Here is a 23636-nt window from a genome sequence, read left to right on the forward strand (position 1 = left end):
GACTTCTGAGCCGGTGGCCAGCGAGGACAGTGCTGGTCCTGCGCAGTGTCGGGTTACTCGCGCTCGTCTTTCGTGCTCTCTGCATCTTCGTCAGTAAGCGAGCGCTCGTCATCGAGTGAGAGAGGAACCGTCAAAAACTCATCATCACCGTCAGTGTTCGAAGCATCATGACTGGTCGAGGAGTCAGTGGCTTCACGCTCAACCACGTTGGTTTCGTGATCGTTCGCTGTGTCTTCGAGCTCTTCAGCTCGGAAATCTCGATCGACCTGGAACATGCGGTCTTCGTCGAGCATCTCGAAGCTCGCGGTTTCAGAGAAGTGGTTGGGAACTGACTCGGGCCGGGCTGCGGCTTCGGCGTCAGCCAGTGTCGATGAAGGGGCCTCTCTCGCTGGAACAGTAAAAATGTGTGACACCAACTGATCAAACAGCTCGACAGCGTCATCAATGATCGACTGATCGCGCAGTTCAAGACCGTGCAGTAGCCACTCGGCGATTTCGAGTTCGTGCCAGAAACGGGCGCGTTCAACGAGCGCGAGAACCCAAGCGTTCGCCTGGCGGGTTGCGTAGAGGCCTGCGACCCGCTCGAGCACTTCGGGCTCAGCAGCGGCAAGCCACGCAAAATCAACCGCGGGGTCTCCGACAGAGAGCTCAGCCCAGTCAAGCACGCCGGTAATGTGATCATCAGCAACGATCAGCACGTCGTCAGAGACGCTTCCGTGTACAACAACGGGCGCAAAGTCCCAGAGCGCTTGGTCGGCAAGCTTTTCGTTCCAGTATTGGCGAACCGCCTCAGGGACAAGACCTGACTGGTAAGCGCGGTCAATGATTGCCTGTGCATCGAGCCTGGCATCATTGCTGCTTCGCTCCGGAAGGCCCTGCTGCGTCACCGTGAGGCGCGGCAAGGCGTGGATCGCGGCGAGCGTCTCGGCAATCGAGGTGAGTAGCAAAGCGTCATCGCTGAGATCTTCGACCGCGAAACGATCGCCGGAAAGGAACGTTGAAACGATGGCTCTAGTGTCGTCGCATCGGGTCATTCCGAGTACGCGCGGGGCGGCGAAAGGGAGTTGCTCGCGTACGCCTGGCGTGAGTGCTGACTGGCCGAGAATCTTTGCCGAATGGTGCACCTCGGCTGTCGGTGAGGTTGGCAATTGTACGAGCACGTCACCCTCAGATGACTCGAGAATAACGCTGTGCTCAACCCCAGCATCACCGTTGAGTGCACGGTAGCCGGTTACCTGAAGGCCTGACACCGCAGAGGTGGCTAACGCCGCTAGAGTGATGGGAGTACGTGCCATAATCTCTAGGGTATTCAGGCATCCTGTGTGAAGGGTTATGCCACGCGTGCAAGCGCCGCTTTTCTTATTTATGACCGGAGGAAGGACCGATATGACCGTGCCCACGCCCGAGGCCGAGGAAGCGAAACTCGACGCTGATCAGCAGCGCGCGGTGTACGCTCTTCGCGGCCCCGTGGTGATCCACGCGGGCGCGGGCGCGGGAAAGACCCGTACGATCACTCACCGCATCGCTCACGGCGTACACACGGGAACGTACGCACCGTCGAACGTCATGGCCGTGACTTTTACCCGCAAAGCAGCGCTCGAGCTGCAACAACGGTTGCACGAACTCGGCGTGCAGGGAGTGCAGACGAGAACGTTTCACTCGGCAGCAATGTCTCAGCTCGGGTATTTCTGGCCACGGGTTGTTGGTGGGCAATCGCCGAACATTATCGACGGTAAGGCCAGGCTCATTGGGCAGATCGCGGCGAGCGAGGGCATGCGGCTTCGCGGAGAAACGATGAAAGACCTTGCAGCCGAAATTGAGTGGCGCAAGTCATCAATGCTGAACCTCGAACGCTATGGAGAGATCGTTGGCGACCGTGGCGGTATCGGCGAGTTGCCGCCCGAGCGGGTGCTCTGGTTTCACGAACGCTATGAGGCCCTCAAAGATGATCGGCGGCAGATCGACTTTGAAGACGCACTCATTCTCATGACCGGAATGCTTGAGCAAGAGCCGAACGTTGCCCTCGAAGTTCGGCAGCAGTATCGGTTCTTCACCGTCGACGAATACCAGGATATTTCGCCGTTGCAGCACGCGCTCATGCATGCATGGCTCGGCGAGCGTACTGACCTTTGCGTTGTTGGCGACGCGAGCCAGACGATTTATTCGTTCGCCGGGGCGACGAGTAAATACCTCTTAGGCTTCGAGAGCGAGTTTCCCGGTGCGACCAAGCTGCAGCTTGAACAAAATTACCGTTCAACGGCACCGATTGTGACGGCTGCGAATACGCTCATGCACGGGCAGCCTGGCGCACTGAGACTTGTCGCTGCGAGAACTGATGATGGGCCAGCGCCCTCGTTCGAGTGGTTCGGCTCTGAAAAAGACGAGGCTGAGGCCGTCGCGCAGGCGATCCGGGAGCGGGTCGCCTCGGGAACGCCCGCCAGTGACATCGCCGTGCTCTATCGTTCGCACGGCTATTCGGTGCACCTTGAGGAAGCTCTCGCCCGGAATGAAGTGCACGCTCGTTCGCTCGGCGCACAGCGATTTTTTGATCGAGCCGATGTGAAGCGGGCGGTCATGGAAATTCGAGCTCAGGCCGTCGCGAAAGATACCCGGCCGGTCTTTCAGGTGGTGAGTGACGTACTGCGAACCCAGGGCTGGACGAGCGCACCGCCGGCGCGGGGCGAAGGAGGCCGAGAGCGCTGGGAAGTGCTCAATGCGCTCCTGAAGCTGGTTGACGAACTGCCAGAAGGAACGAGCCTCGGGGCATTTAGCGAAGAGCTTCTGCGTCGAAGTAAAGCGCACCACGAACCGTCGGTAAACGCCGTGACGCTCAGCACTGTCCACGCCGCCAAAGGTCTTGAGTGGCCGGTTGTTTGGTTGGCGGGTGCGGCTGAGGGCGTGTTTCCTATCAGCTATGCGAAAGACGAGCGAACGCTCGAGGAAGAACGCCGCCTGTTCTATGTCGCGACAACTCGCGCCAGAGACGCCCTGTATGTCTCTGGGGCCGGGGGAGGTAAGCGTACCCCGTCGCGTTTTATCGAGCTCGCGGGCATTGCCCAGACGCGCCGCTGAGCGGCATCACTGCCCCTGATATCTATGCGGCGAGTTCGTCGAGGTTGGCGGGTTCGGCGAGCCCGTGAACGAGAACACCGTGGTTAGTGCATGACGGATGAGCGGTGGGGAAGTCACGGAAGCAGTGCTCGACCTCACCGCGTGAAGAGAGCCTCACCGTGAATCGTGCTCCTTCAACGCTGCCGAGAACCATCGTTGCGAGGGCCGCGATGGTGAGCGACGGCTCGCCACGTTCGACCCAGAGCGGTACGCCGACGAGCTGGCCAGCCCACTCGCCCCACCGCTCGAGCGCATCGGTGTTGAACGCGGTGAAGCACCCGGGGCACTGGTGTTGCATCCTGGAGCTTTGGGCAGCGTTGGCACGGGGAGGCTCGCTCAGCACCGGCCCGATCGTTACGCTTGTGTCGGTGAACAGCACGGGCAAGACTTCAAAGCCGCGAGCCGTGAGTGCGGTGAGCCGCCCCACGTCATATGCAAAACGGTCGAGGGTGAGGTACGTCGATGCGGGCGCACCTCTCCCCGCGGTAGACATACCGCGGGGAGAAGTCGCCGAGGCGGAGGCTAGTCGGGCGCTCACACCGAGCGCGAGCAGCCAGTGGGCGAGCTGCGAGGCTCCCTTCGAACGGTCGGTTATCGTGACTGAACGGTTGGGAGCGGGGCGCGAAAATGTGCACTGTGACGTCGCGAGAACCGGTTCGAGGAGGTCAAGGAGTTCACTGACCCCGGTCGCGCTTACTCCCTCTGCCTCAGCGGCACGATCGAGTGCGGCATCGGTGGTGCCCTGGTGAATGAGCTGCAGCAGCATTGCTTCTGACCGTGAGCGCAGGGTAAGGGTGAGCCGTGGCTCATCAACCCCGAAACGGGCGGTGAGTGGCGCTGACCAAAGAAGCGGGGTAACGAAAGCGAGTGTGTTCATACTCGCTATTCTCGCGGCGAGCGGTCGTCAGGAAGCTTTTCCCACAGGGCAGCGCCAGCATCAGCGGCTGTGAGCGGCGAACGGCGGGTTACGACTCAGACGTTTCTCCCGTGCCCTGGTCGCCGAGGTCGCCCTCTTCAAGGAGCCGTTTCAGCTCGCGGTCGAAATCGATCTCTGCGGGGTCAGCCTCGTGCGGCACCAGACCGATGCGTTTGAGGAGCAACTCGGGATTTTCGAGTTCTTCGATCGTGGGCAAGAAATCTGGGTGTGCCCAGAGACCGTCGCGGGTCTCGATGCCACCCTTCTCGCCAACGAGCTGCCACAGCGCCGCTGCTTCACGGAGTTTGCGCGGACGAAGCTCGAGGCCAACGAGCGTTGCGAAGGCGCGCTCTGCGGGCCCTCCCGCTGCGCGGCGGCGGCGGATCATCTCGGCGAGCGCGGTTGCTCCTGGCAAAAGCTTCGTGGCTTCGAGCGTGACGACGTCGACGTAACCGTCGACGAGAGCGATCATCGTCTCGAGCCGTTCATGGGCTGCCTGCTGGCGTTCGGTCTTCGGCGGAATGAGCTGGCCTGAACGCAGAATCTCTTGAATCTGCTCGGGATTTTGCGGGTCGAGGTCGATCGCGAGATCTTCAATGTGCTCGACATTGATCTCGATGCCGCGTGCGTACTCGCCGACGGCACTCATGAGGTGTGAGCGAAGCCACCTGGCATGCCGGAAGAGGCGTGAGTGAGCGAGCTCGCGGGTGGCGAGAAAAAGCTCAACCTCGGTGGTCTCCTGGTCGAGCCCCTTTGCGAAGGCTGCGACGTTTTCTGGCAACAGTGCGCCACCTTCTTTGCCGGGGCCGCCGAGCAGCGGGACGCCGACGTCGCCGCCAGAAACAACCTCGCGGGCGAGCGAGCCGACAACCTGGCCAAGCTGCATCGCGAAGAGCGCCGCACCGACGCCCTTGAGCATGCCTGAGGCCTGGCTGACGGCGCTCTGGAATTCTTCTGGCAGTTGCTCCTGCATCGCGCTGGTCAGGGCTTGAGAGATCGAGTCGGCCACGGGCTCGGCCATCTCGATCCACGTATCAAGGGTCTGTTGAACCCATTCGATGCGCTGGAGTTCACGTGGTGCATCGGCCGAAGCGCCCATCGTGGTTGCGCTGTCGAGCCAGAGCGAGGCGGTCGAGAAAGCGCTCTGCAGTGAACGCGTGCTCGGGTTGCCGTCTTTGCTGGCGACGTCGATTGCGGTTTTGCGTGCGAGGGACCAGTCGGTCTCGCCGCTCATTGCCTGCGGCGTCATCGCGTGCTGCAGGGCACCGAGCATTTGCTGCAAAGCAGCCTGGTCGATGGGAAGGCCAGCCGCCTTGGCGAGCTCGCTCGGGTCGATGCCGAAACCGTCAAAGTTTTGGCCCGACAACATGCCGCGAAGAATCTCTTCGATATCGCGGGCCGGGTCGAACTCGTTGTCTCGCCCGTCGTCTGAAAAGTGGTCGCTCGTCATACTGTTTACGGTACTCGGAAATGCTCAAGAAAGGCCTGATAGTTTGTGAACTTGGATTGCGCTGAATGCGAACGCGAGGCGCTGCGAAAGGAACCCGGGTGACCCTGAATAGCAATCAAGAGGTCGGCTCTCGCAGTCGTATTCGACTCTCGCCGCTCGCGATCGGTGTGCTCGCCGCACTCGTGATCATCATTGTCGGCACGCTCATTCCTTCGCCCTACATCATCGAAAAGCCCGGACCGGTCGTGAATACCCTCGGCGAGATCACGCTCGACGGCAAGGACCAGCCGATCATTACGATCGATGGCGAAGCGCCCGAAGCCGAAGGCCAGCTCAATCTCCTGACGGTCTCGATTGTGGGAAGCCCCGATAACAAGGTCGGCTGGTTTGAACTGTTGCCAGCACTCTTTGATCACCGCCAGCAGATTCTGCCCATGAGCGATATGTTTAGCGAGGGCGAGAGTTCGAAAGACCGCGAGGCCGCGAACAAAGCGATGATGCAGAGTTCGCAGCAGGCCGCAGTCGTCTCGGCGCTTCACGCACTCGGAGAAGAGGTAGAGGCGACCGTCACGGTCGAAGACATCGTGCAAGACTCGGCTGCTGACGGGCTCGTAAAAACCGGGGACGTCATTACAACGATCGACGGCGAGCCGGTGACCGGAACCGCGAGTGTTAAACAGCGGGTCATCGAAGCGCCGAAGGGGGCCGAAATCGAACTCGGGGTCATACGTGACGGGAAGCCCCTCAATATTGCGATTACTCCTGACTGGAATGAGGCGGCCGGCGCCGGCCTCATCGGGGTCATCATGGGCGTTGCTTACGATATCGACCGAGACATTTCGTTCGACGTGGATCGCATCGGCGGCCCTTCAGCCGGCATGATCTTTTCACTCGCGATCATTGAGAGTCTGAGTGACGAGCCGTTTCTTGGAGACCTGACCGTGAGCGGTACAGGAACCATTGACGATGGCGGCAATGTCGGGGCCATTGGCGGATTACCGCAGAAGATGTGGGCGGCAGAAGACGCGGGAACCGAGCTCTTCCTGATGCCCGTCGGCAACTGTGCCGATGTTCCCGCGAAGCTCCCAGACACGATGGACGTCGTGCCGGTTGCGACGCTCGGTGAGGCGACCACCGCGATCCGCAATCATCGAAATGGGCAAGAAAATCAAGGGCTTGAACGCTGCCGCGCAGAACTCGCGCAGGTGGCACCGGTAGGCTAACAAGAGATATAGCCACACCAACTTACACGGGAATGTGAGATTGCTAACGTGACTCAACACACAGCTCCAGCGCCTAGCGCGAAGAAGCGTAAGGTTTCACCGCTCGCCGTCACCATCATTGGGGTCGTCGTTCTGGTGCTGCTCTTTATCTGGTTTGCGAGTATTTGGGCGGAGGTGTTGTGGTTTGACCAACTCGGTTACGTGAACGTGCTCGTGACGCAGTGGCTTGCGCGGGGCATTATGTTCGTCATTGGCTTTGTCATGATGGCGGTTCCGCTGTACTTTGCGATCGATATTTCGCACCGTACAAGGCCGGTGTACGCGAAGCTGTCGTCGCAGCTCGACCGTTACCAAGAGGTCATCGAACCGCTTCGCAAGCTGCTCACCTGGGGCGTTCCCGTCGTCTTCGGGTTGTTTGCGGGTCTCGCAGCCTCGGCCTGGTGGCAGCCCGTGATGCTGTGGTGGAATAGCGAGCCGACCGGCGAGGTTGACCCACAGTTTGGGCTCGATCTTTCGTTTTACCTCTTTGATCTTGCACTCTGGCAGGGTGTTGTCGGCTTCGCATCGGCGGTAACCCTCATCGCCCTCATCGCGACGGCGGCGACGAGCTACCTGTACGGCGGCATCGCCTTTACTGGCAAAGAGGTGCGCATTTCGAAGGCCACCCGTATTCAGGTAGGCATTCTTGCGACGCTCTATGTTGCGCTGCAGGCCGTCAGCCTCTGGCTCGACCAGTACTCGACGCTGAGTGATAACCGTGGCCTTGTTACGGGTGCGCTGTTTAAAGACGTGAACGCAGTGATTCCTGCGAAACAGATTCTTGCGGGCATCGCGCTCATCGTCGCACTGCTCTTCCTCTTCGCCGCAATCACGGGCAAGTGGCGCATGCCGGTCGTCGGCACCGCGTTGCTACTGGTCGCGAGCCTCGTGGTGGGCGCTGGCTACCCCTGGATGATCCAGGAGTTCAAGGTCTCGCCCGATGAGAAGATTCTTGAAGCCGAATACATGCAGCGAAACATTGACGCAACGCGAGCTGCGTTCGATCTCGAAGACGTGAAGGTTGAGCGCTACGAGGCCGTCACTGACGCTGAGCCAGGCGCGCTGCGTAACGATGCCCAGACGACCGCGAACATTCGCATCATGGATCCCGAGATCATCTCGCCCACCTTTGCTCAGCTCGAGCAGATTCGTCAGTACTACAAGTTCCCGAAGAAACTGACGGTCGACCGGTACGAGATCGACGGCAAGATTGAAGACACGGTTGCCGCAGTACGTGACATCGATGTCGAGAATCAGTCGGGCTGGGTGAACCAGACCCTCGTGTACACCCACGGCTATGGCATGGTCGCCGCCTACGGTAACCAGCGTTCGGTTGACGGGCAGCCGGTATTTCTCGAGTCGGGCATTCCCACTGAGGGGCGCCTTGGCGAGTTCGAACCACGCGTGTACTTCGGTGTGAACTCACCCAAGTACTCGATCGTCGGTGGTGACCGTGAGAAGGACATCGAGATCGACTACCCGGCCGACGATACCGAACCCGGCAAGATTGAGGTGCCCTCGACCGAAGAGCCCGCAGAGGCGCCGGCCGATGAAGCCGATGTTGCCGACCCTAAGGCCGAAGAAGACGCCGAGAAGCCGAAGGAAGAAGCGACAGAAGAGCCTGACCTCCCGGCCGACGCAGGGCCACAGAACATGACGACCTTCGCAGGCGACGGTGGACCGGTGCTCGGTGGACTCTTCGAAAAGATCGTCTACGCGCTCAAGTTCCAGGACATCGAGATTCTGCTCTCAGGCTCGGTTGCGCCCGGTTCGCAAATTCTGTTCGATCGCGACCCGGTCGAGCGTGTGCAGAAGGTTGCGCCGTACCTGACAACCGACAGCACGCCGTACACCTCGGTTGTTGACGGGCGTATCGTGTGGATTATCGACGGGTACACCACGTCGTCGAACTACCCGTACGCCGAACTCGTGAACATGACCGAAGCAATCGTTGATGCTGACCACCCAGGCCAGAACCAGCCGGGCGGAATGGGCATCAATTACATTCGCAACTCGGTCAAGGCCACGGTCGATGCCTACGACGGTTCGGTCACCCTGTATGCCTGGGATGAGGAAGACCCGATTCTTCATTCATGGAGCAAGATCTTCCCGACCACGGTGAAGAATGTTTCAGAGATGAGCGGCGACCTGATGAGCCACGTTCGTTACCCGAGCGATCTCTTCAAGGTGCAGCGTCAGGTACTCGGCAAATACCACGTCACCGAGAGCGGTGCCTTCTACTCAAGCGAAGATGCGTGGCGTACGCCGAACAACCCAGTGAAGGGCAAGACCGCCGGGGTCGATGCGAGCAGCCTGCCTCAGCCTCCGTACTACCTGACGCTCGCGGCGGGTAAAGACGTTGATCCCGAGTTCTCGATTTACTCAACGTACATTCCCGACCAGCGCGGTGAGGGTTCACGAGATATTCTGACCGGCTACCTCGCGGCTAACTCGAACGCGGGCAATGTCGACGGTGAGGTCTCAGAAGATTACGGAACACTGAAACTGCTGACACTGCCGAAGGGCAACACGGTACCGGGCCCCGGCCAAGTGCAGAACAGCTTTACGACCGACCCCGAGGTGACGAGCCTGTTAAACATGCTGCGCCTCGGCGAGAGCGACGTGATCAGCGGTAACCTCCTCACGCTCCCGGTTGGCGGCGGCCTGCTGTACGTGCAGCCCGTGTACGTCAAGGCGACAACAGGAACGAGTTACCCGCTACTGCAAAAGGTGCTGGTCTCATTCGGCGATGAGATTGCCTTCGAAGACACACTTGACGCCGCTCTCGATAAGCTCTTCGGTGGCGACTCTGGCGCGAGTGCGGGCGATAACCAGCTCACCGACGAAGACGGCAACCCCGTTGATCCAGAAGATGTCGAAAGCGTTGAGCCTGGCGAAGAAGGAACCGAGGGTGAAGGCTCGGCGAAACCGAAACCAGACACGTCGCCTGAGAGCCTGCAGAAGGCGCTCAAAGACATGCAGGAGGCGATCACCGAACGCGAGACTGCGATGCAGGCTGGCGATTGGGCCGCTTACGGTAAGGCCGATGAGAAGCTCACGAAGGCGCTTGAACAGGCGCTGAAGCTCTCAGAGTAACGAACCCGCTGCTGACAGCACAGGGCCCGGACGATGGCTATGCCACGTTCGGGCCCTGTGCGTTTTGGTACAAGGAAGCTGCCGGGTGCGAGACAATGGAGTCGTGAGTCAAACGAATTACTTGCGAGCACTGTTGGTCGCAAACGATGCCACCCAAGCGCTGCAGGCCGCCACCGAGCGGGCTCGCGAGATTCTCGCGTGCGATGTATCGTGGGCTGGGCTTGTCGAGGGTGACTACCTGGTGATCGGCGCTCACAGTGGGCTCAACACCCCTGAGATGGCCGCGAATTGGCGGTTGGGTCTTGGCGTTGGTATCGGTGGCACCGCTGCGAGCGAGGGGCGGCCACGCAAGAGCAACGACTACCAACACGACTCGAGACGAGTACCGGCCAAGAGGCTCATCGACAACGAGGGTATCGTTGCAACGCTCGTGGTGCCTATCATGACCGCAGAGAAAGCGGTTGGTGTGCTCTACGTTGGGTTTCGGGGCGCGCACCATTGGCGCGATGACGAGGTCGCGACGCTCGAAGCAGTGAGCCACGATGTTGCTGTGCGACTCAAGCAACTCGACGTCGACGGGACATCTCAGCTTGCTGCTCAGCGTCAGGAGACGCGAGCGTTGCAGGCCGAGCGCGAACTTCACGCCGCCGCCGAGTTTGTTCGTGCGATGCCGCGAAACGACGAGGTAGGGCCGATGCTGACCGCTCTTGCCGCGGCACTTGACGCGCAGGTCACACTCGTCGACGATGGCGGTCGGGAGCTCTTTACGGCAAGGCGTGGCCTTACCGACCCTGCAACCACAGGAGACGCAATGATCGGGGGTGAAATCGAGGTCGAGGCCACCGGAGGGCTGAGGCTTCGCTGGAACCGTTCGACTGCGTCGTCACGGTTGAGCGAAGCCCACGAAACGGTGGTGCTCGGTGCCGCACAGCTACACTTGCAACGCCTTGCTGCGCGTGACCTGGCCCTCGAAAGCTTTCGTGGCGAGCTGGTCGAGCAACTACTCACGGGCAAGGGGGCTGATGATGAAACGATGCGCCGTCGGTTGACGCTTGCAGGCCTTGGGGCGCTCTGTGACGATGCCCGAGTGCTCGTAGTCGCGGCTCGAGGAAACGACGGTCTGCCCACAGATGAGGTTCGCTCTGCGCTTGCGAAGGAACTCACCGGCTGCGTCGTCCATGAGAAAACCGCGCGCCTTGTGATACTCATACCAAACCGCGCGAGAAGCGAACCGGAGCTTGCGGTGCGAATCGAGGCGGTGATGAGTGCAGTGGGGCAGGAGGCAGCTTCGGGAGAAGGCGGGCCGATCGTCGTGGGTATGGGGCGAGCGTGCGGCGGTCTGGCCGATATTGCAACCTCGTACGATGAGGCCGTCGCTGCATGTGAGATCGGGATGAGTGCGCAGCACACGGCGCCAAAGAGCCGCGTCATGAGTGCCAGGGACCTGGGCTTGCAAGGCCTCGCGAGCCTTCCCGCTGCGAAGCTTTCGACGACCGTTCACGAAACCTTCGGGCCGCTGCTCGAATCTGATGCCCATCGCGGCACCGCCTATCTCGCGACGCTCAGGGTGTTCATGTCGAGAGACCGTCACCTGCAGAGCACGGCAGATGAGCTGCTCGTGCACTACAACACGGTGCGCAACCGCATCGCGAGAATCGAAGAGATGACCGGGCTCGATCTTGGCGATGTCGATGACCGCTTTCGCGTTGATACGGCGCTGCGCATGGCCGCCGTCCTGGGAGCCCTTCCCGAGGCATAGGTGGGCACTGGCAGACCGTGACACTGTGGCGGGTAACAATTGGCACGACAAGCCCTGTTCGATCGCCTGAACGTGAGTCATGCTTGCTGCAACAGCGTACGAAGGAGTAACGATGGCAAGCAGTATTGGTCGTAGCGCGGCGCGCACCACACCGCTCATTGTGGGGTGGGGGCATACCGCTTTTGGCAAGCTCACCGAGCAGAGTTTCGAGCAGCTGGTTGTCGACGCTGGTTCGGCCGCGCTTCGAGACGCTGGGGTGGCGCCAGGCGATATTGATCTCGTAGTCATGGGCCACTTCAACGCTGGGATGAGCCCGCTCGCGTTTCCCTCGTCGCTTGCGCTACAGATTCACGAAGACCTGTTTGGCGTTCACGCCATGCGAGTTGAGAACGCTTGTGCCTCTGGTTCTGCCGCAGTGCAGACGGCGCTTGCCTACCTCGAAGCCGGTCTTGCGAAACGAGTGCTCGTCATCGGTGCTGAAAAGATGACCGGGGTCGCCCCAGACGTTGTGGGTAGAGCGCTCCTCGGTGCCGACTACGAGGCAGCGGGCACCGACTCGACCACCGGCTTCGCCGGCCTTTTTGCCCGCGTCGCAGCGGCGTACGAAGAGCGCTACGGTGCGGTGAGCGATACGCTCGGCCTCATCGCCGCGAAGAGCCACCGCCTTGGCGCACAAAACCCCTACGCGCACCTGCAGCGAGACCTCGGCGTTGAGTTCTGCTCGACGCCCTCAGAGAAAAACCCGCTCGTCGCGGGCGTGCTACGGCGAACCGACTGCTCACCCGTTTCAGACGGGGCAGCGGCGGTTGTCATCTCGACCGAGCCGACCGACTCTGCGCACCCACCGGTGGCCTTCGCTTCGTGGGCCGCGGCAAACGATTTCTTGCCGGCGTCCAAGCGTGATCCGCTTGCATTCGCCGCAACCCGGCGCGCATGGGACGGGGCGCTTCAGGCGGCAGGAATTGGGATGAGCGACCTTGATCTCATTGAGCTGCACGACTGCTTCACGATCGCCGAGTTGAACCTCTATGAAGTGCTCGGCATTGCTCCTCGCGGCGCTGGGCTTGAGGCTGTTACCTCTGGCACCGTGCTGCCCGGTGGCGAGATGCCGGTGAACCCCTCGGGCGGGCTCAAATCGAAGGGGCACCCGGTCGGGGCGACCGGTGTCTCGCAGCACGTGCTCGCCGCAATGCAGCTCACAGGGCTTTTTCCTGGGGCACAGATCGAGGGGGCAAAGCGCGCGGCCGTGCACAACATGGGCGGCCTGGCCGTCGCCAACTACGTGAGCGTGCTCGAAGCAACCGAATAACGCCCAAGAACACTTGAACGCCGGGCCTGCGACTTCAGGCCGACACTGATGGAGACAAAGATGCCCGCATCAACCATGCCTACGTTTGCCGCGCTTTGGAACGACAGCGTGCGGCAACACGCAGAGAACCCTTTTTTGCTTTTTCACGACCGTGAGGGAGCCGTGACCGAGTGGAGCTACGAGGCGTTCGGCCTCATCGTCGACGATACCGCCGCAACGCTTACCGCCGCGGGCGTTGGCCCAGGCAGCGCGATTCACGTGTGCTTGCGCAACAGCCCTGGCTTCATCGCGGTGTGGCTTGCGGCAGCAAAACTCGGGGCGTGGATCATCCCCGTCGATCCGGCATCAAGCCCCCGCGATATCGCAACGCAGGTCGCGCGGGTGCGGCCCGTCGTTGGGGTGTGTGCAACGCAGCACGCCGCGGTGTACAGGGAAGGGGTAGCCGACTTTGGGGCGTTGCCGGTGTTCGAGCTCGACGAGACCGCGTGTGACGTGCAGCGCCCTCACGGAGTGCTTGTTGCGCCGTTGCCTGGCGATCGCGATGAAGGCATGCGTGGGCCGAGCGACACGGTTATCGTGCAGCCCGACGAACGCCTGGCAGTGATGTTCACCTCGGGAACCACCTCGCAGCCGAAGGGGGTCGTGCTTACTCAGCAGAATTACCGGGTCGTGGCGAGCGAGATGGCCGAGGCGGCCGGGCTCATGGCCTGGCACCGCTGGTTTGTTACCCTGCCGCTCTTTCACGCGAACGCGCAGTTTTACTGCTTTGCCTCGGCGATCGAGCGGGGCGCCTCGGTCGCGCTCACCGCAACCTTCTCGGCGAGCCGGTGGATCACACAAGCGAGAGTGCTCGGTGTAACGCACGCGAGTTTGTTCGCGGCGCCGATCCGCATGATTCTTGCGAAGACCGAGCCCGGCACCGAGCCGCTCTCGCTCGAGCACGTCTGGTTTGCCCAGAATCTCGGGGAGCAGCACCACGTCGAGTTCGGGGCGCTTGCCGGGGTGCTCCCGAGGCAGCTATACGGCATGACCGAGACGCTCGCGGTCGTGACGTATGACCGTTCACAGCCCGCAAAAGCGCAGGAAATTGGCAAGCCGCTCGGGGGTCGAACGGTTCGGCTCGTAGCCCCCGGAACGCTTGACGATGTCGAACGCGGAACCCCAGGCGTCATGGCGGTTCTCGGAACACCGGGGCAAGATATCTTCGCCTATTACCTCGACGACCCAGCGACCACGGAGCGCACCCTTGTGCGTGATGCACGGGGGCAAACCTGGCTCATGACGGGCGACCTCGCCGTGAGCGACGAGCAGGGCGCGCTCTCGTTCGTGGGCCGCGTCGACGACGTGATTAAGGTCTCGGGAGAAAACGTGAGCCTCACCGAGATTGAGGCGGTGCTTGCGCAGGCGCCCGGGGTGCTCGAAGTCGCGGTCGTTGCCGTCGACGATCCGGTTCGTGACGTCGTGCCCCACGCCTACCTTGTGCCCAAAGACCCGACGCTGCCACTCGAAACCGAGCGCATCGCCGAGTGGGCCGCGGCAAACCTTGCGCCCGCTGCAAGGCCCCGTGCGTGGCACGTCATCGATGAGCTGCCACGCACGAGCGTTGGCAAGGTACGCAGGTTCAAGGTGGGGGCATAGCCCGCTGCCGAACACAAGACTGTCGGCCTCGAACGGGGCCGAGCACCAGAGAAAGTGAGTGCAACGATGCACACAACAACAACCGATCATCAGCACGAGATACGACGCAAGCGGGCATTCGTTGGTGCCGTCGCAGGCCACGTGATCGAGTGGTACGACTACGGCATTTATGGGTTTCTCGCCGTCTACATGGGGCAATTGTTCTTCGCCTCAGAGAACCCGGTCGTGGGGCTTATGAGCAGCTTTGCGGTATTCGCGCTGAGCTTTTTCATGCGCCCGCTCGGCGGCCTCTTCTTCGGCCCAATGGCAGACCGTATTGGCCGTAAGCAAACGCTGCTTATCGTGCTCATTCTGATGGCGGGCTCGACCTGCCTCATCGGTATGATTCCCACCGCAGCGAGCATCGGGGTCGCTGCGCCAGTGCTCCTCATCGCGTTGCGCTGCGTTCAGGGGTTCTCGGCAGGTGGCGAGATCGGCACGGTAACGAGCTTTATCGCGGAGTACGCTGGCCCCGGCAAGCGTGGCCAAGCAACGAGCTGGCTCATGGTCACCGCGGTGCTCGGGCTGTTGCTCGGCAGTCTCGTGGCCAATGGGCTCACGATGGCGCTCGGAGCAGAGACGATGCTTGCATGGGGCTGGCGTCTGCCATTTCTCTTCGCGGGCGTGCTCGGGCTCATCGCGATCTACATTCGCCTGAAGCTTGAAGACAGCCCCGAGTTTCAAGAGCTCGCTCGGGCGGGGGAGCGCTCACCAGCACCCCTTCGTGAGAGCCTCACCTGGGGTCGCGCGATCGCGCTCGTGTTCTGCATCATCGCTGTGCACTCATCGATTTTCTATCTCGTGCTCACTTACGCGTCGACGTTCATTGTTGAAACGCTCGATTTTTCGTCGACGGTTCGGTTCTGGTTCGTCACCATCGCGTGTCTGCTCGCGGCGTTTGTCATGCCGATCGGTGGGCGGCTTTCAGACCGGTACGGGCGTAAACCCGTGCTGCTCGTGTCGGGGGTATGGGCAACCGTATCGATGTTCTGGTTCTTCGTGAGTGCGCCGGGCGCGACGCCCCTCTCGTTCTTCTTCCCGCTCATGTCGTGCGCGCTTGCCTTCGGGTTCTACGCCTCATCGACCTACGCGACAATGTCAGAGCTGTTGCCAACGCGAGTGCGCTCAACCGGCATCGCGGTCGCCTACAACCTGCCAGTCGCGATTTTCGGTGGCAGCGCGCCACTCGTTGCCACGTGGATCATCAGTGCGACCGGCTCAATCTCGGCACCCTGGTACTTTTTCGTTGGTACGGGAGTGATCTCGCTCGTTGCGCTGCTCGTGCTCAAACAGTCTGATTTTGACCGGGCCGCAGCAGCGAGCATGACCGGCAAGATTCAGCTGCCAGAAGCCGAACTCGAAGACGCAGAGGTTCCCGCGGCGCTCGCGTGAGGCACTAGCCTGGCGCTGGTCTGGCGCTGGCTACCTCCTTGGCCAGTGCCAGACCGGCCCTTCGAAAGGCAACTGGTCTTCGATGAGGGTGGCGCCGCCTGGCTTTTCGAGCCGCAAGACACGCGCTTCTGGTTCGAGCGCGCTGACAAGCTCCTGCGCGTGCGAGACGACGATGACCTGGGTGTTTTTGGCTGCCGATCTGATGAGCCCCGCGAGCGGTGCGAGGAGCGAAGGATGCAGGCTCGCCTCGGGCTCGTTGAGTACCAACAGTTTCGGCGGCCTTGGACTCAGCAACGCGGTGGCGAGGAGAATGAAGCGAAGCGTTCCGTCTGAGAGCTCCGCCGCCTGCATGTTCCGGTTCAGTCCCGGCTGGCTGAGGCACACCGTTGCCAAGGATCCGCCCAAGCTTTCGAATGTGACCTGGGAGCCGTCAAACGCTTCAGCGATGGACTCTTGCAAGCGTTCGCCGTCACCCACGCCGAGAACGGTGGCAAGGGCACCGGGTAGGTTCGATCCGCGATCATCGAGAACCGGGGTGAACGTTACCGGTCCCGGTCTGCGGGCCGGTGCTTCAGTATCGACCCGCAACTGGTCATAGAATCGCCACGCCCTCGCAGACTCCTTGAGCTCAAAAAGCTCGGGAGTCTCCGTTGGTGAGGCGAGCGTCGCGAGCATTGACTCGCTCTCACGAACTCTCATGGGGCTCAGTGAGAGATCGCCCTGCTTGTCTCTGAGGTGCACCGCGAGCGAACGGCGCTCGGCGAGAATCGTCGCTCGCCTCAGCGTCTCGCCAAACCAGACCGTCTCGTTCTTCACCTCGGGGTCGACCACCTTCGCGAATCCCGGTACTCGAAACGCAGAGAGCTGGGGCAGGCCGATGTCGATCGCGTACGACCAGTCATCGGTGGCAAAGCCCAGCCGTAAGGCGACGGGTTCGGCACGCGACTTTCCTGCGTGCAGCACGTTTGCGAGACCGCCCTCGGCGGCGAGTGAGGTGAGCGCTCCCTCACTGACGATGTGTTGCAGGAGTTTGAGCGATCGGTACAGGTTCGTTTTGCCGCTCCCATTGGGCCCGGTCACGACCGTGATCTGTTGCAAGTCGGTCACGACGTACTCGAGTGAACGGTAGTTCTCAATGGCGAGGGTGCGGATCATGGTTCAACGCTAGTCGGTGGAGCGGCTCATTGGAAACCGCTGGTTTTTCATACGGTTTCGCCGTTCACAGGGCGCCGGCCGGGTGAGCATCCCGGGATGGAATCGGCGATCCGCCAACCTACTATCGTGCGAACAGGCGCGCCCAGAAGTCGCGAAAGCGGTTGGCCTTGCGAACCGGTTCGGGCTGATCATCGTTCCAGTAGATTCGCGCCGAGGTGCTGGCGTTCGGCCAGGTCTCCTTGAGTCGTGCGCACATCGCGTCAAGGTGCGCCTGCGATGGTACGAAATACATGCTGACTCCGGTGATCGGGAGATCTCTGATGAGGGAGAAGTCGTGCTCTACTGAGCCATCGACTCTGAACGATCGCAGTTTAGAGCAATTGCTGAGGATGCTCACGTCCTTCAACGGGTAATTGAGTTCCAAGAGCTGAGTCTTCGTGGGTACGAGGTCAAGCGCTTTTTCGTCGCGAGCTCGCACAGGAGTGTCGAAGCAAATGAGCTTACGCGCAGCGAGGAAATTGAGATTGTCGAGGCTCTCACTCTCGCGCATCTCGATTTCGAGATTGCGGAGCTTCGGCATTGCCGCCAGTGCGCCATAGTCGCTCTCATCTCGCCTACTGATGTACAGCGTGGTGATGTGTTGCAAGCGCGCAATGTCCTGGGCGGTAATGCCAGTGACCCCATCCAGACTCAGCAGCTTGATATGTGGCCTCTCATTCAAAAAGTCCAAGCTCTCAACGAAGAGCTTTCCTGTCATGTGAAGCTTCGAGATTTTGGGGTTAGCGGTCACCAGCTCAAGATCGCTCTGAGCCAATGTTTCTGTTCGCACCCACACCTCTCGGAGTTTCGGGAGCCGTGGAATGGCCTCCAGGTTCTTGAAACGCATTCCAGGGACGTCGAGCCAGATCTCACGAAGGTTAGGGATGTGCTCTAAGAGGGCGAAGTCAACGTCGATATTGTCCTGCTGTATGTGCACGCCGTTAATACTCTTGAGCGCTTGGGTTACCGTCTTGCCTTGAGCGAGATAGTCAGCGAAATATGAGCTCTAAAAGGAATCGAGCGACGGTTCTTCAGTCATAGGCCCATTGTATTCGGGCGGTCCTGCGTTCTTTTCGCGATAACCGAACAAGCGGTGGACGACTTTGGGAAAGCGAAAGGCCCCTGATCTCGTGTAAACACTTGATCAGGGGCCTTTCTCATCGTTGCGGGGGCAGGATTTGAACCTACGACCTCCGGGATACGTGTGTTCTACTCTGGACGCTCCCTTGCGCAAGCCACTCTGCCCTAGAAAACATTGGCATGTAGCTATATGTTGGGAACATTTTGTCTACCGGAGTTCGGCACGTGTCTACCGAACTATGCGGGTACTTCTGAGGGTACTTATCTTGCTTTGAACCACTGCATAAAGTACCCTCAAGGCATGAGCAAGCCCCAGCACCGCGCGCCCTCCACCCGTCTCGAACCCGGCCAGCACTCCGTGGATCGCGTCACGCCCGTCTGGAACGACGAGCGGGGCGCGTGGACGATGAAGTGGAGCGTACGACTCAAGGACGGCCGTCTGATCGCCGGGAAGCGCGCCCAGGGTGCGACCAAGGCCCAGGTGCGGCAGCGCGCTCGCGAGGCCGCCGAGGAGCTGCTAAAGACGGGCGGCATGCACGGCGCATGGAAGGGCACCTCCGGTCTCGCCGACTACATCGCGCAGGTCTCGACGCCCGAGGTCGAGAAGAACACGAACGAGAACACGCTCGCCCGCTATCGGCTGGCGCTGAAGCAGCTCGTTGGCGGCTGCGACGACCACAAGCACGAGAACTCGCTCAAAGGCCACAGCATCGCGTCTGGGGCGCGTTTCCGCGTGCTGGAGGGGTGCTTGCAGGAGATCGCTGCTCTGCACGGCTCTGAGAGCGCCAGGCAGGCGCGCACGGTGCTCGGCAAGTACGTCGTGCAGCAGCTGATCCGCGAGGGCCTGCTCGAAGGCAACCCGCTTGCGGGCATGAGCATCGACCTCAAGACGGGGGCCCGTGAGAACACGAACCGCCGGGGCGGCAGCCAGTCGCTCAGCCGTGAGCAGTGGCTTGCCGCGCTTGAGTACCTGCTCGCGCTCGATCCCGAGGATGTCGAGAAGCCGCGTCGTGGCCGCTGGACTCGCGCGGATGCCGTGGCGAAGCGCCGTGCGACCATCGACCTCGCGCTGTTGCAGGCGACTACCGGACTCAGGCAGAGCGAGGCGAATCGCATCGACTGGTCGCTCGTCAGCGTTACTCAGGACGCAAAAATGCTGATCTACGTGCCCAAGCACATCGCGAAGAACAAGAAGCCGCGTACTGTGCCGGTGCTCGACCCCCGTGTGGTCGAGCGACTGAATGAGCGCCGAGCCGCCGGCGCTCTCGTCATCGGCTCACCGACCGATCAGACGGCGGTCTGGGAGCGCGGGAACTGCTCGAAGGCAGCGAGAGGGCTCTATGACGAGGCGGCTGAGGCGCTGGGCATCGAGATCATGGGCACCGAGGCGGGGCGTTCGCATATCTGGCGGGCGACGCTCAACACGGTGACGGCGGCGCTCGGCGTGCCGGAAGAGATCAGGTCTGCGAACTTCGGGCATGATGCTGAGACGAATCGGGGCGCGTACCTCGACCACACGAACGCAGACGCGATGCTAGCGGCCTACGCCAAGCTGCACGACACGCCGAAGTAGACATCGGCCCATTTGTCGGTAGCGCTCGGTAGAGTGGTTGTTACCTCGCGCGGTGCGTGCGAGGTGGCTGTGGACACTCGGCTCGTGACCGAGGGTGAGAAATCGCCTCCAGGTCGGCCAGAAGTACTCGGGAGCACGCACCCGGGAAATGCTCGTTTATCTGGAAACGGGCTCGGTCGCACCTCATCTGAATGAGGTGCCGACATGGCCAAGAACACTCCTACCGCGACCGTCGTCGCGCTGACTCCCGCGCGCGTGTCCAGCGTCGCTGCCGCGCGCTACCTCGGCTACGAGCCGCAGACTCTCGTCAACTGGCGCAACCTGGGCAAGGGGCCCCGCTTCGTCCGCGACGGCAGGCCCGGCAGCCGGGTCTTCTACCGGGTCGCCGACCTTGATGCCTGGCTCGAAGAGCAGGCCGCGCGGTCGAGCGCTGCGGTCTGATCCCCTCGCAAGAGCCGTCTTTACGAAAAGAGACGACCCTCGCGGCATCCGGGCGTTGGCAGTGCACCGGGCGAGGGGCGTCGGAAAGAGTTCCTATGCCCAAGAATACCAGGGGCCCGCGATACGCGGGGTTCCGGTTCGTGATCCCTGCCGACCTCGCGGCTCCCGCCGATGTCGCCGCAGTGCTCGACCCGCAGCGCACCGTGCAGGAGTACGCCGTCGGCCTGCACGACCGCGACAGCGCCGCGCCGCACATTCAGGGTGCCCTGCTGTGCCCCACGCGGGTGGCGCTCCCAGAGATGCACCGTCGGCTGTCACGAGGTCTCGACGTCGCCGCCGATCTGATCGACCTTGACCCTCTGATCGCCGGGCGCGGACGGAGTGCCCGTGACGCCTTCCTGGGGTTCGCCTCGTACCTGCCGCACGACGACGCCGAGCAGCGAGCGCGCGGCAAGGCGCTCTACTTCCGCGACTCGATCCGTGTGTCCGATCCGGGCATCTGGGCTCAGGTCGATAAATGGCGCGAGCGCCAGGCCCGCAAGCTCAAGGCGGCTCGCCCCCTCGGCGAGGTCGAGACGATCGAGCTGCTGCTCATGTACGCCTACACCGACCCGGACACCGTGATGATGCGCGAGCCGTTGCTGTGGCGCGCGCCCGGCAACCAGTCGCGGTTCACGAGGGCCTATGCCGACCGCGGAGCAGCCATCCACGGGCAGCACGATTTGCCCGAGCATCTGCGGGCCAGGATGCCCGCTGACTTGGTCGAGCGGCTGACCGCCTGACCGACCCCCGGCTCGCCGGTCGGCGGGCTGGTTCATTCCAACGAGAGGAGCCACACCGTGGCTACGAAGACCAGCAAGGAACTGCTCGCGGAAGCGGCGAAGTCGCAACGCGCAGCCAAGCTCGCGGAGTCCCGCGAGTACGAGACGTTCGGGCGTGAGATCGCGAAGCGTTTCGCGCCCGGCGTGAAGTATGCGACCGACGCTATCTCGGCGGCGCGCATCGCCTTGGACGGCGTGACCGTCCCCGTCGATTCGGCGGAGACCGTCTCGAGCGATTCGCTCGAGACGGTCTCCCCGGATTCGGACGACGAGACCGGCGCGCAGCCGTCATTCTCGGCGGACGGCTGGGGTCGGCAGTGACGTTGCCGACCCCCACGGAGAGCCCCCGACCGTCACGCGGCGGTCGGGGTGCTCGACGTGTCTCGCACGCCGTAGCGGGGAGCCCAGTGGGCTGCCCGCGCAGGGGTGCGTCGAGGCCCGCCAGGGCCGAGGAGCCCGCCGCAGGCGCCCAGTCTTACCGGAGCGCAGCGGAGGTAAGAGTACTGGGTTACCCTTTGCCGCGCAAAGACAGAGCAGAGGCTCCACACACGGGCGCAGGGTCCCAGGTGGTGGAGAGGGTCTGGCTTGGCTCGGCAAAGGGCGCGACGCGGGTGGATGGGTGCAGGGTCCCAGCCGACCACGGAGCATCCGATGGGGCAGAGCGACAGGAGGATTTGCGATGAGCGACGCGAAGAGCTGCAACACGACCAGCTACCGCTGGGGCGGTGTCACGAAGGAGAAGCGGCGCGGCCTGCTGCGCCACTCGATGCGCGATCTCGACAAGCTCGCGGGCAACGAGATGAGCCACTCGAACAAGATGATCGACCCGGCCCGCACGCTCGACAACGTGACGATGATCAGCGACGGGCAGGGCGGCTTCGTGCGCGCTCAGAGCATCGACCAGGTGATCGAGCTGGCCGATGCGATGGTGGACGCCGCGCCCTCGAACGTGCGGCGCATGGCCGACGGGCGCGTGGTGCCGGTCGCGCTCCGCAGCGACGCCGCCGTGATGCTTGAGTACATCCTGGAACTCGATCCCGAGTGGACGGGTCCGTGGGCGACGGCGACCCCCGAGAAGCGGGCCGAGGTGCTGCGCCTGCTGAACGTCATGATCGAGGAGGTGATCGAGCGCGACGGTGCTGAGAACGTGGTCGCGTGGTCGTTCAACCTGGACGAGACGAACGCGCATGTGCACATGTACACGATCCCCGTCGATGAGGCGGGCCGGGTGAACATGAAGTCGAAGTTCGACGGCCACAGCAAGGGCGGAGCGAAGCGCGCGTATATCGAGCGCCACGACGCGATGCGAACCCGATTGAACGAGCACGGCTACGATGCCACGTTCGCCCGAATCGAGGGCTCCCCGAAGCACGAGGCGCTCGCCAAGTACAAGGCGAGGAAGGAACGCGAGAAGCAGGTGGCCGAGTTCTCCGAGAAGGTGATGGACGGCGACCGAGTGAACAAGGCCAACGCCGCGAAGATCGCCGCAGCTCGCGAGCAGCTCGACGCTGATCTCGCTGATCTCGAAGAAGCCGAGAACGACCTCGACGAGCGCGCCAGCGACATCGCCGCGCGCGAGACCGACTGGCTCACCCGCAAGCGCCGTCTCGACGCGAGGGAGCGCGATCTCGACGGGCGGGAGCAGGAGACCGCAGACGCCCGTCTCGCGGCTCAGCGCGAGCGGCAGGAGGCCGAGTCGCTCAGCGCTGCGAAGCGGGCCGAGATCGCCCGTGCGCGCGATCTGGTCGCCAAGGTCGAGTGCATCGACCCCGACATCGACCGCTGGCTCGACAATCGGAAGCTGGGTGATGGCCGCGTCATGCGCGACCTGTTCGACGCGGACATGAAGAAGACCCGCGCAGCCCGCGCCGAGGTGCAGGCGCTCATCGACAGCGATGCCCCGCAGCAGACCAGCAGCAGGGGGCTCGGAGAGTGACCACGCAGCCGAGGGCAACAGTGCGCAGCACCGGCGGCAGCTCAGGCCCTCCCGCGCTGGTCTACCGGACGGGAGCGGTACTCCTGCCATGCGTTGAGGAGGTCTGCTCGCCCACCCGCAGGGTTGGCCTCGTGGAATGCCCGGGTGAAGCGGTTGTACTCGAATTGCGCGTCGATGGGCTTCGCGTCCTGGCCGCGCGTCGCGAGGTAGTGGTCGAGCGCGTCCTGCATGGTCTGCGTGCCGTTTGCTCCGGCGAAGAAGGCTCGCATCTCGGCATCGAACCGGAAGGACGGGCCGACCTGATCGGCGAACCAAGCCCTGACGACCTGGCTGCACCGCTGCCCAGCGGGGATCGTCGTAGCCGCCGTGAGTGGCCCCGTGAGCTGCGCACCGCCCTTGCGGGGTGCCCGCTGCGGCTCCACGAAGCCTACGCCGTCGAGCTTCGCGGCAATGCGCTGCGCCAGCAAGTCCTTGCCGCCCGTCGCGCGGATGCCCAAGCGACGGGCGAAGTCGGCGAGCTCGTCCTTGAGCCAGTACCAACGCAGCAGCTCGGCACCTGTCAGGCTGTCCGTCAGATCAGGGCGCTTCTCTTCGGTCACGAGGTACAACTCTACCATGC

General features: G+C 62.4%; 18 protein-coding genes. 12 read left to right on the top strand and 6 right to left on the bottom strand.

Annotated elements, in window-relative coordinates:
* Positions 1–53: 53 nt before the first annotated feature.
* On the bottom strand, positions 54–1295 hold the full coding sequence (locus KTJ78_RS01060; protein WP_217131874.1) for a phosphotransferase: 1242 nt from the start codon (positions 1293–1295) through the stop codon (positions 54–56).
* A 91-nt stretch (positions 1296–1386) separates the two neighbouring features.
* On the opposite strand from KTJ78_RS01060, the gene KTJ78_RS01065 reads away from it, so the two are divergent.
* A complete protein-coding gene (locus KTJ78_RS01065; protein ID WP_217131876.1) occupies positions 1387–3072 on the top strand; it encodes an ATP-dependent helicase in 1686 nt (561 codons plus the stop codon).
* 22 nt (positions 3073–3094) lie between these two features.
* On the opposite strand, the gene KTJ78_RS01070 is transcribed toward KTJ78_RS01065, so the two are convergent.
* Positions 3095–3988 (bottom strand): hypothetical protein, encoded by an 894-nt coding sequence (locus KTJ78_RS01070; RefSeq protein ID WP_217131878.1) that lies wholly within the window; start codon positions 3986–3988, stop codon positions 3095–3097.
* 88 nt (positions 3989–4076) lie between these two features.
* Positions 4077–5477 carry a zinc-dependent metalloprotease gene (locus KTJ78_RS01075; RefSeq protein ID WP_217131880.1) on the bottom strand — a complete coding sequence of 467 codons (1401 nt, stop codon included), beginning with the start codon at positions 5475–5477 and terminating at the stop codon, positions 4077–4079.
* Positions 5478–5575: 98 nt separating this feature from the next.
* On the opposite strand from KTJ78_RS01075, the gene KTJ78_RS01080 reads away from it, so the two are divergent.
* The 6 genes from KTJ78_RS01080 to KTJ78_RS01105 all read left to right on the top strand — a co-directional run bounded on the left by KTJ78_RS01080 (position 5576) and on the right by KTJ78_RS01105 (position 15972).
* A complete protein-coding gene (locus tag KTJ78_RS01080; protein ID WP_217131882.1) occupies positions 5576–6700 on the top strand; it encodes a YlbL family protein in 1125 nt (374 codons plus the stop codon).
* Between the two features lie 48 nt (positions 6701–6748).
* Complete coding sequence (locus tag KTJ78_RS01085; protein WP_217131884.1) at positions 6749–9835, top strand: UPF0182 family membrane protein; 3087 nt, start codon at positions 6749–6751, stop codon at positions 9833–9835.
* Between the two features lie 103 nt (positions 9836–9938).
* Entirely contained in the window at positions 9939–11594 is a 1656-nt protein-coding gene (locus KTJ78_RS01090) for a helix-turn-helix domain-containing protein (RefSeq protein WP_217131885.1), read from the top strand.
* 112 nt (positions 11595–11706) lie between these two features.
* Positions 11707–12903, top strand: coding sequence for a thiolase domain-containing protein (locus KTJ78_RS01095; protein ID WP_217131886.1), 1197 nt, complete (start codon positions 11707–11709; stop codon positions 12901–12903).
* 60 nt (positions 12904–12963) lie between these two features.
* Positions 12964–14541 (top strand): class I adenylate-forming enzyme family protein, encoded by a 1578-nt coding sequence (locus KTJ78_RS01100; RefSeq protein ID WP_217131887.1) that lies wholly within the window; start codon positions 12964–12966, stop codon positions 14539–14541.
* 66 nt (positions 14542–14607) lie between these two features.
* Entirely contained in the window at positions 14608–15972 is a 1365-nt protein-coding gene (locus tag KTJ78_RS01105; RefSeq protein ID WP_217131888.1) for an MFS transporter, read from the top strand.
* A gap of 30 nt (positions 15973–16002) precedes the next feature.
* Here KTJ78_RS01105 and KTJ78_RS01110 read toward each other — a convergent pair whose 3' ends face one another.
* Together KTJ78_RS01110 and KTJ78_RS01115 are read right to left on the bottom strand one after the other, a co-directional pair.
* Positions 16003–17127, bottom strand: coding sequence for an AAA family ATPase (locus KTJ78_RS01110; RefSeq protein ID WP_217131889.1), 1125 nt, complete (start codon positions 17125–17127; stop codon positions 16003–16005).
* Between the two features lie 121 nt (positions 17128–17248).
* Positions 17249–18103, bottom strand: coding sequence for a hypothetical protein (locus KTJ78_RS01115; protein WP_217131890.1), 855 nt, complete (start codon positions 18101–18103; stop codon positions 17249–17251).
* 444 nt (positions 18104–18547) lie between these two features.
* Here KTJ78_RS01115 and KTJ78_RS01120 point away from each other — a divergent pair, with 444 nt between their 5' ends.
* The 5 genes from KTJ78_RS01120 to KTJ78_RS01140 all read left to right on the top strand — a co-directional run bounded on the left by KTJ78_RS01120 (position 18548) and on the right by KTJ78_RS01140 (position 23017).
* Positions 18548–19819, top strand: coding sequence for a site-specific integrase (locus KTJ78_RS01120; RefSeq protein WP_217131892.1), 1272 nt, complete (start codon positions 18548–18550; stop codon positions 19817–19819).
* Positions 19820–20023: 204 nt separating this feature from the next.
* The gene (locus KTJ78_RS01125) at positions 20024–20260 is read left to right on the top strand and encodes a helix-turn-helix domain-containing protein (RefSeq protein ID WP_217131894.1); all 237 of its coding nucleotides are present in this window, start codon (positions 20024–20026) and stop codon (positions 20258–20260) included.
* Between the two features lie 95 nt (positions 20261–20355).
* Complete coding sequence (locus KTJ78_RS01130; protein WP_217131895.1) at positions 20356–21042, top strand: hypothetical protein; 687 nt, start codon at positions 20356–20358, stop codon at positions 21040–21042.
* A gap of 57 nt (positions 21043–21099) precedes the next feature.
* Positions 21100–21402, top strand: a complete 303-nt coding sequence (locus tag KTJ78_RS01135; protein WP_217131896.1) for a hypothetical protein — start codon at positions 21100–21102, stop codon at positions 21400–21402.
* Between the two features lie 358 nt (positions 21403–21760).
* Positions 21761–23017, top strand: a complete 1257-nt coding sequence (locus tag KTJ78_RS01140; RefSeq protein WP_217131897.1) for a plasmid recombination protein — start codon at positions 21761–21763, stop codon at positions 23015–23017.
* A 41-nt stretch (positions 23018–23058) separates the two neighbouring features.
* On the opposite strand, the gene KTJ78_RS01145 is transcribed toward KTJ78_RS01140, so the two are convergent.
* Positions 23059–23616 (bottom strand): DUF6434 domain-containing protein, encoded by a 558-nt coding sequence (locus tag KTJ78_RS01145; protein ID WP_369807916.1) that lies wholly within the window; start codon positions 23614–23616, stop codon positions 23059–23061.
* Between the last annotated feature and the right edge of the window lie 20 nt (positions 23617–23636).

The sequence above is a fragment of the Leucobacter chinensis genome (assembly GCF_019049105.1).
Taxonomy (GTDB): domain Bacteria; phylum Actinomycetota; class Actinomycetes; order Actinomycetales; family Microbacteriaceae; genus Leucobacter_A; species Leucobacter_A chinensis.

Coding starts and splice junctions, on each gene's coding strand:
- KTJ78_RS01060 (WP_217131874.1), bottom strand. CDS start 1,295: ATGGCACGTACTCCCATCACTCTAGCGGCGTTAGCCACCTCTGCGGTG.
- KTJ78_RS01065 (WP_217131876.1), top strand. CDS start 1,387: ATGACCGTGCCCACGCCCGAGGCCGAGGAAGCGAAACTCGACGCTGAT.
- KTJ78_RS01070 (WP_217131878.1), bottom strand. CDS start 3,988: ATGAACACACTCGCTTTCGTTACCCCGCTTCTTTGGTCAGCGCCACTC.
- KTJ78_RS01075 (WP_217131880.1), bottom strand. CDS start 5,477: ATGACGAGCGACCACTTTTCAGACGACGGGCGAGACAACGAGTTCGAC.
- KTJ78_RS01095 (WP_217131886.1), top strand. CDS start 11,707: ATGGCAAGCAGTATTGGTCGTAGCGCGGCGCGCACCACACCGCTCATT.
- KTJ78_RS01100 (WP_217131887.1), top strand. CDS start 12,964: ATGCCCGCATCAACCATGCCTACGTTTGCCGCGCTTTGGAACGACAGC.
- KTJ78_RS01105 (WP_217131888.1), top strand. CDS start 14,608: ATGCACACAACAACAACCGATCATCAGCACGAGATACGACGCAAGCGG.
- KTJ78_RS01110 (WP_217131889.1), bottom strand. CDS start 17,127: ATGATCCGCACCCTCGCCATTGAGAACTACCGTTCACTCGAGTACGTC.
- KTJ78_RS01120 (WP_217131892.1), top strand. CDS start 18,548: ATGAGCAAGCCCCAGCACCGCGCGCCCTCCACCCGTCTCGAACCCGGC.
- KTJ78_RS01125 (WP_217131894.1), top strand. CDS start 20,024: ATGGCCAAGAACACTCCTACCGCGACCGTCGTCGCGCTGACTCCCGCG.
- KTJ78_RS01130 (WP_217131895.1), top strand. CDS start 20,356: ATGCCCAAGAATACCAGGGGCCCGCGATACGCGGGGTTCCGGTTCGTG.
- KTJ78_RS01140 (WP_217131897.1), top strand. CDS start 21,761: ATGAGCGACGCGAAGAGCTGCAACACGACCAGCTACCGCTGGGGCGGT.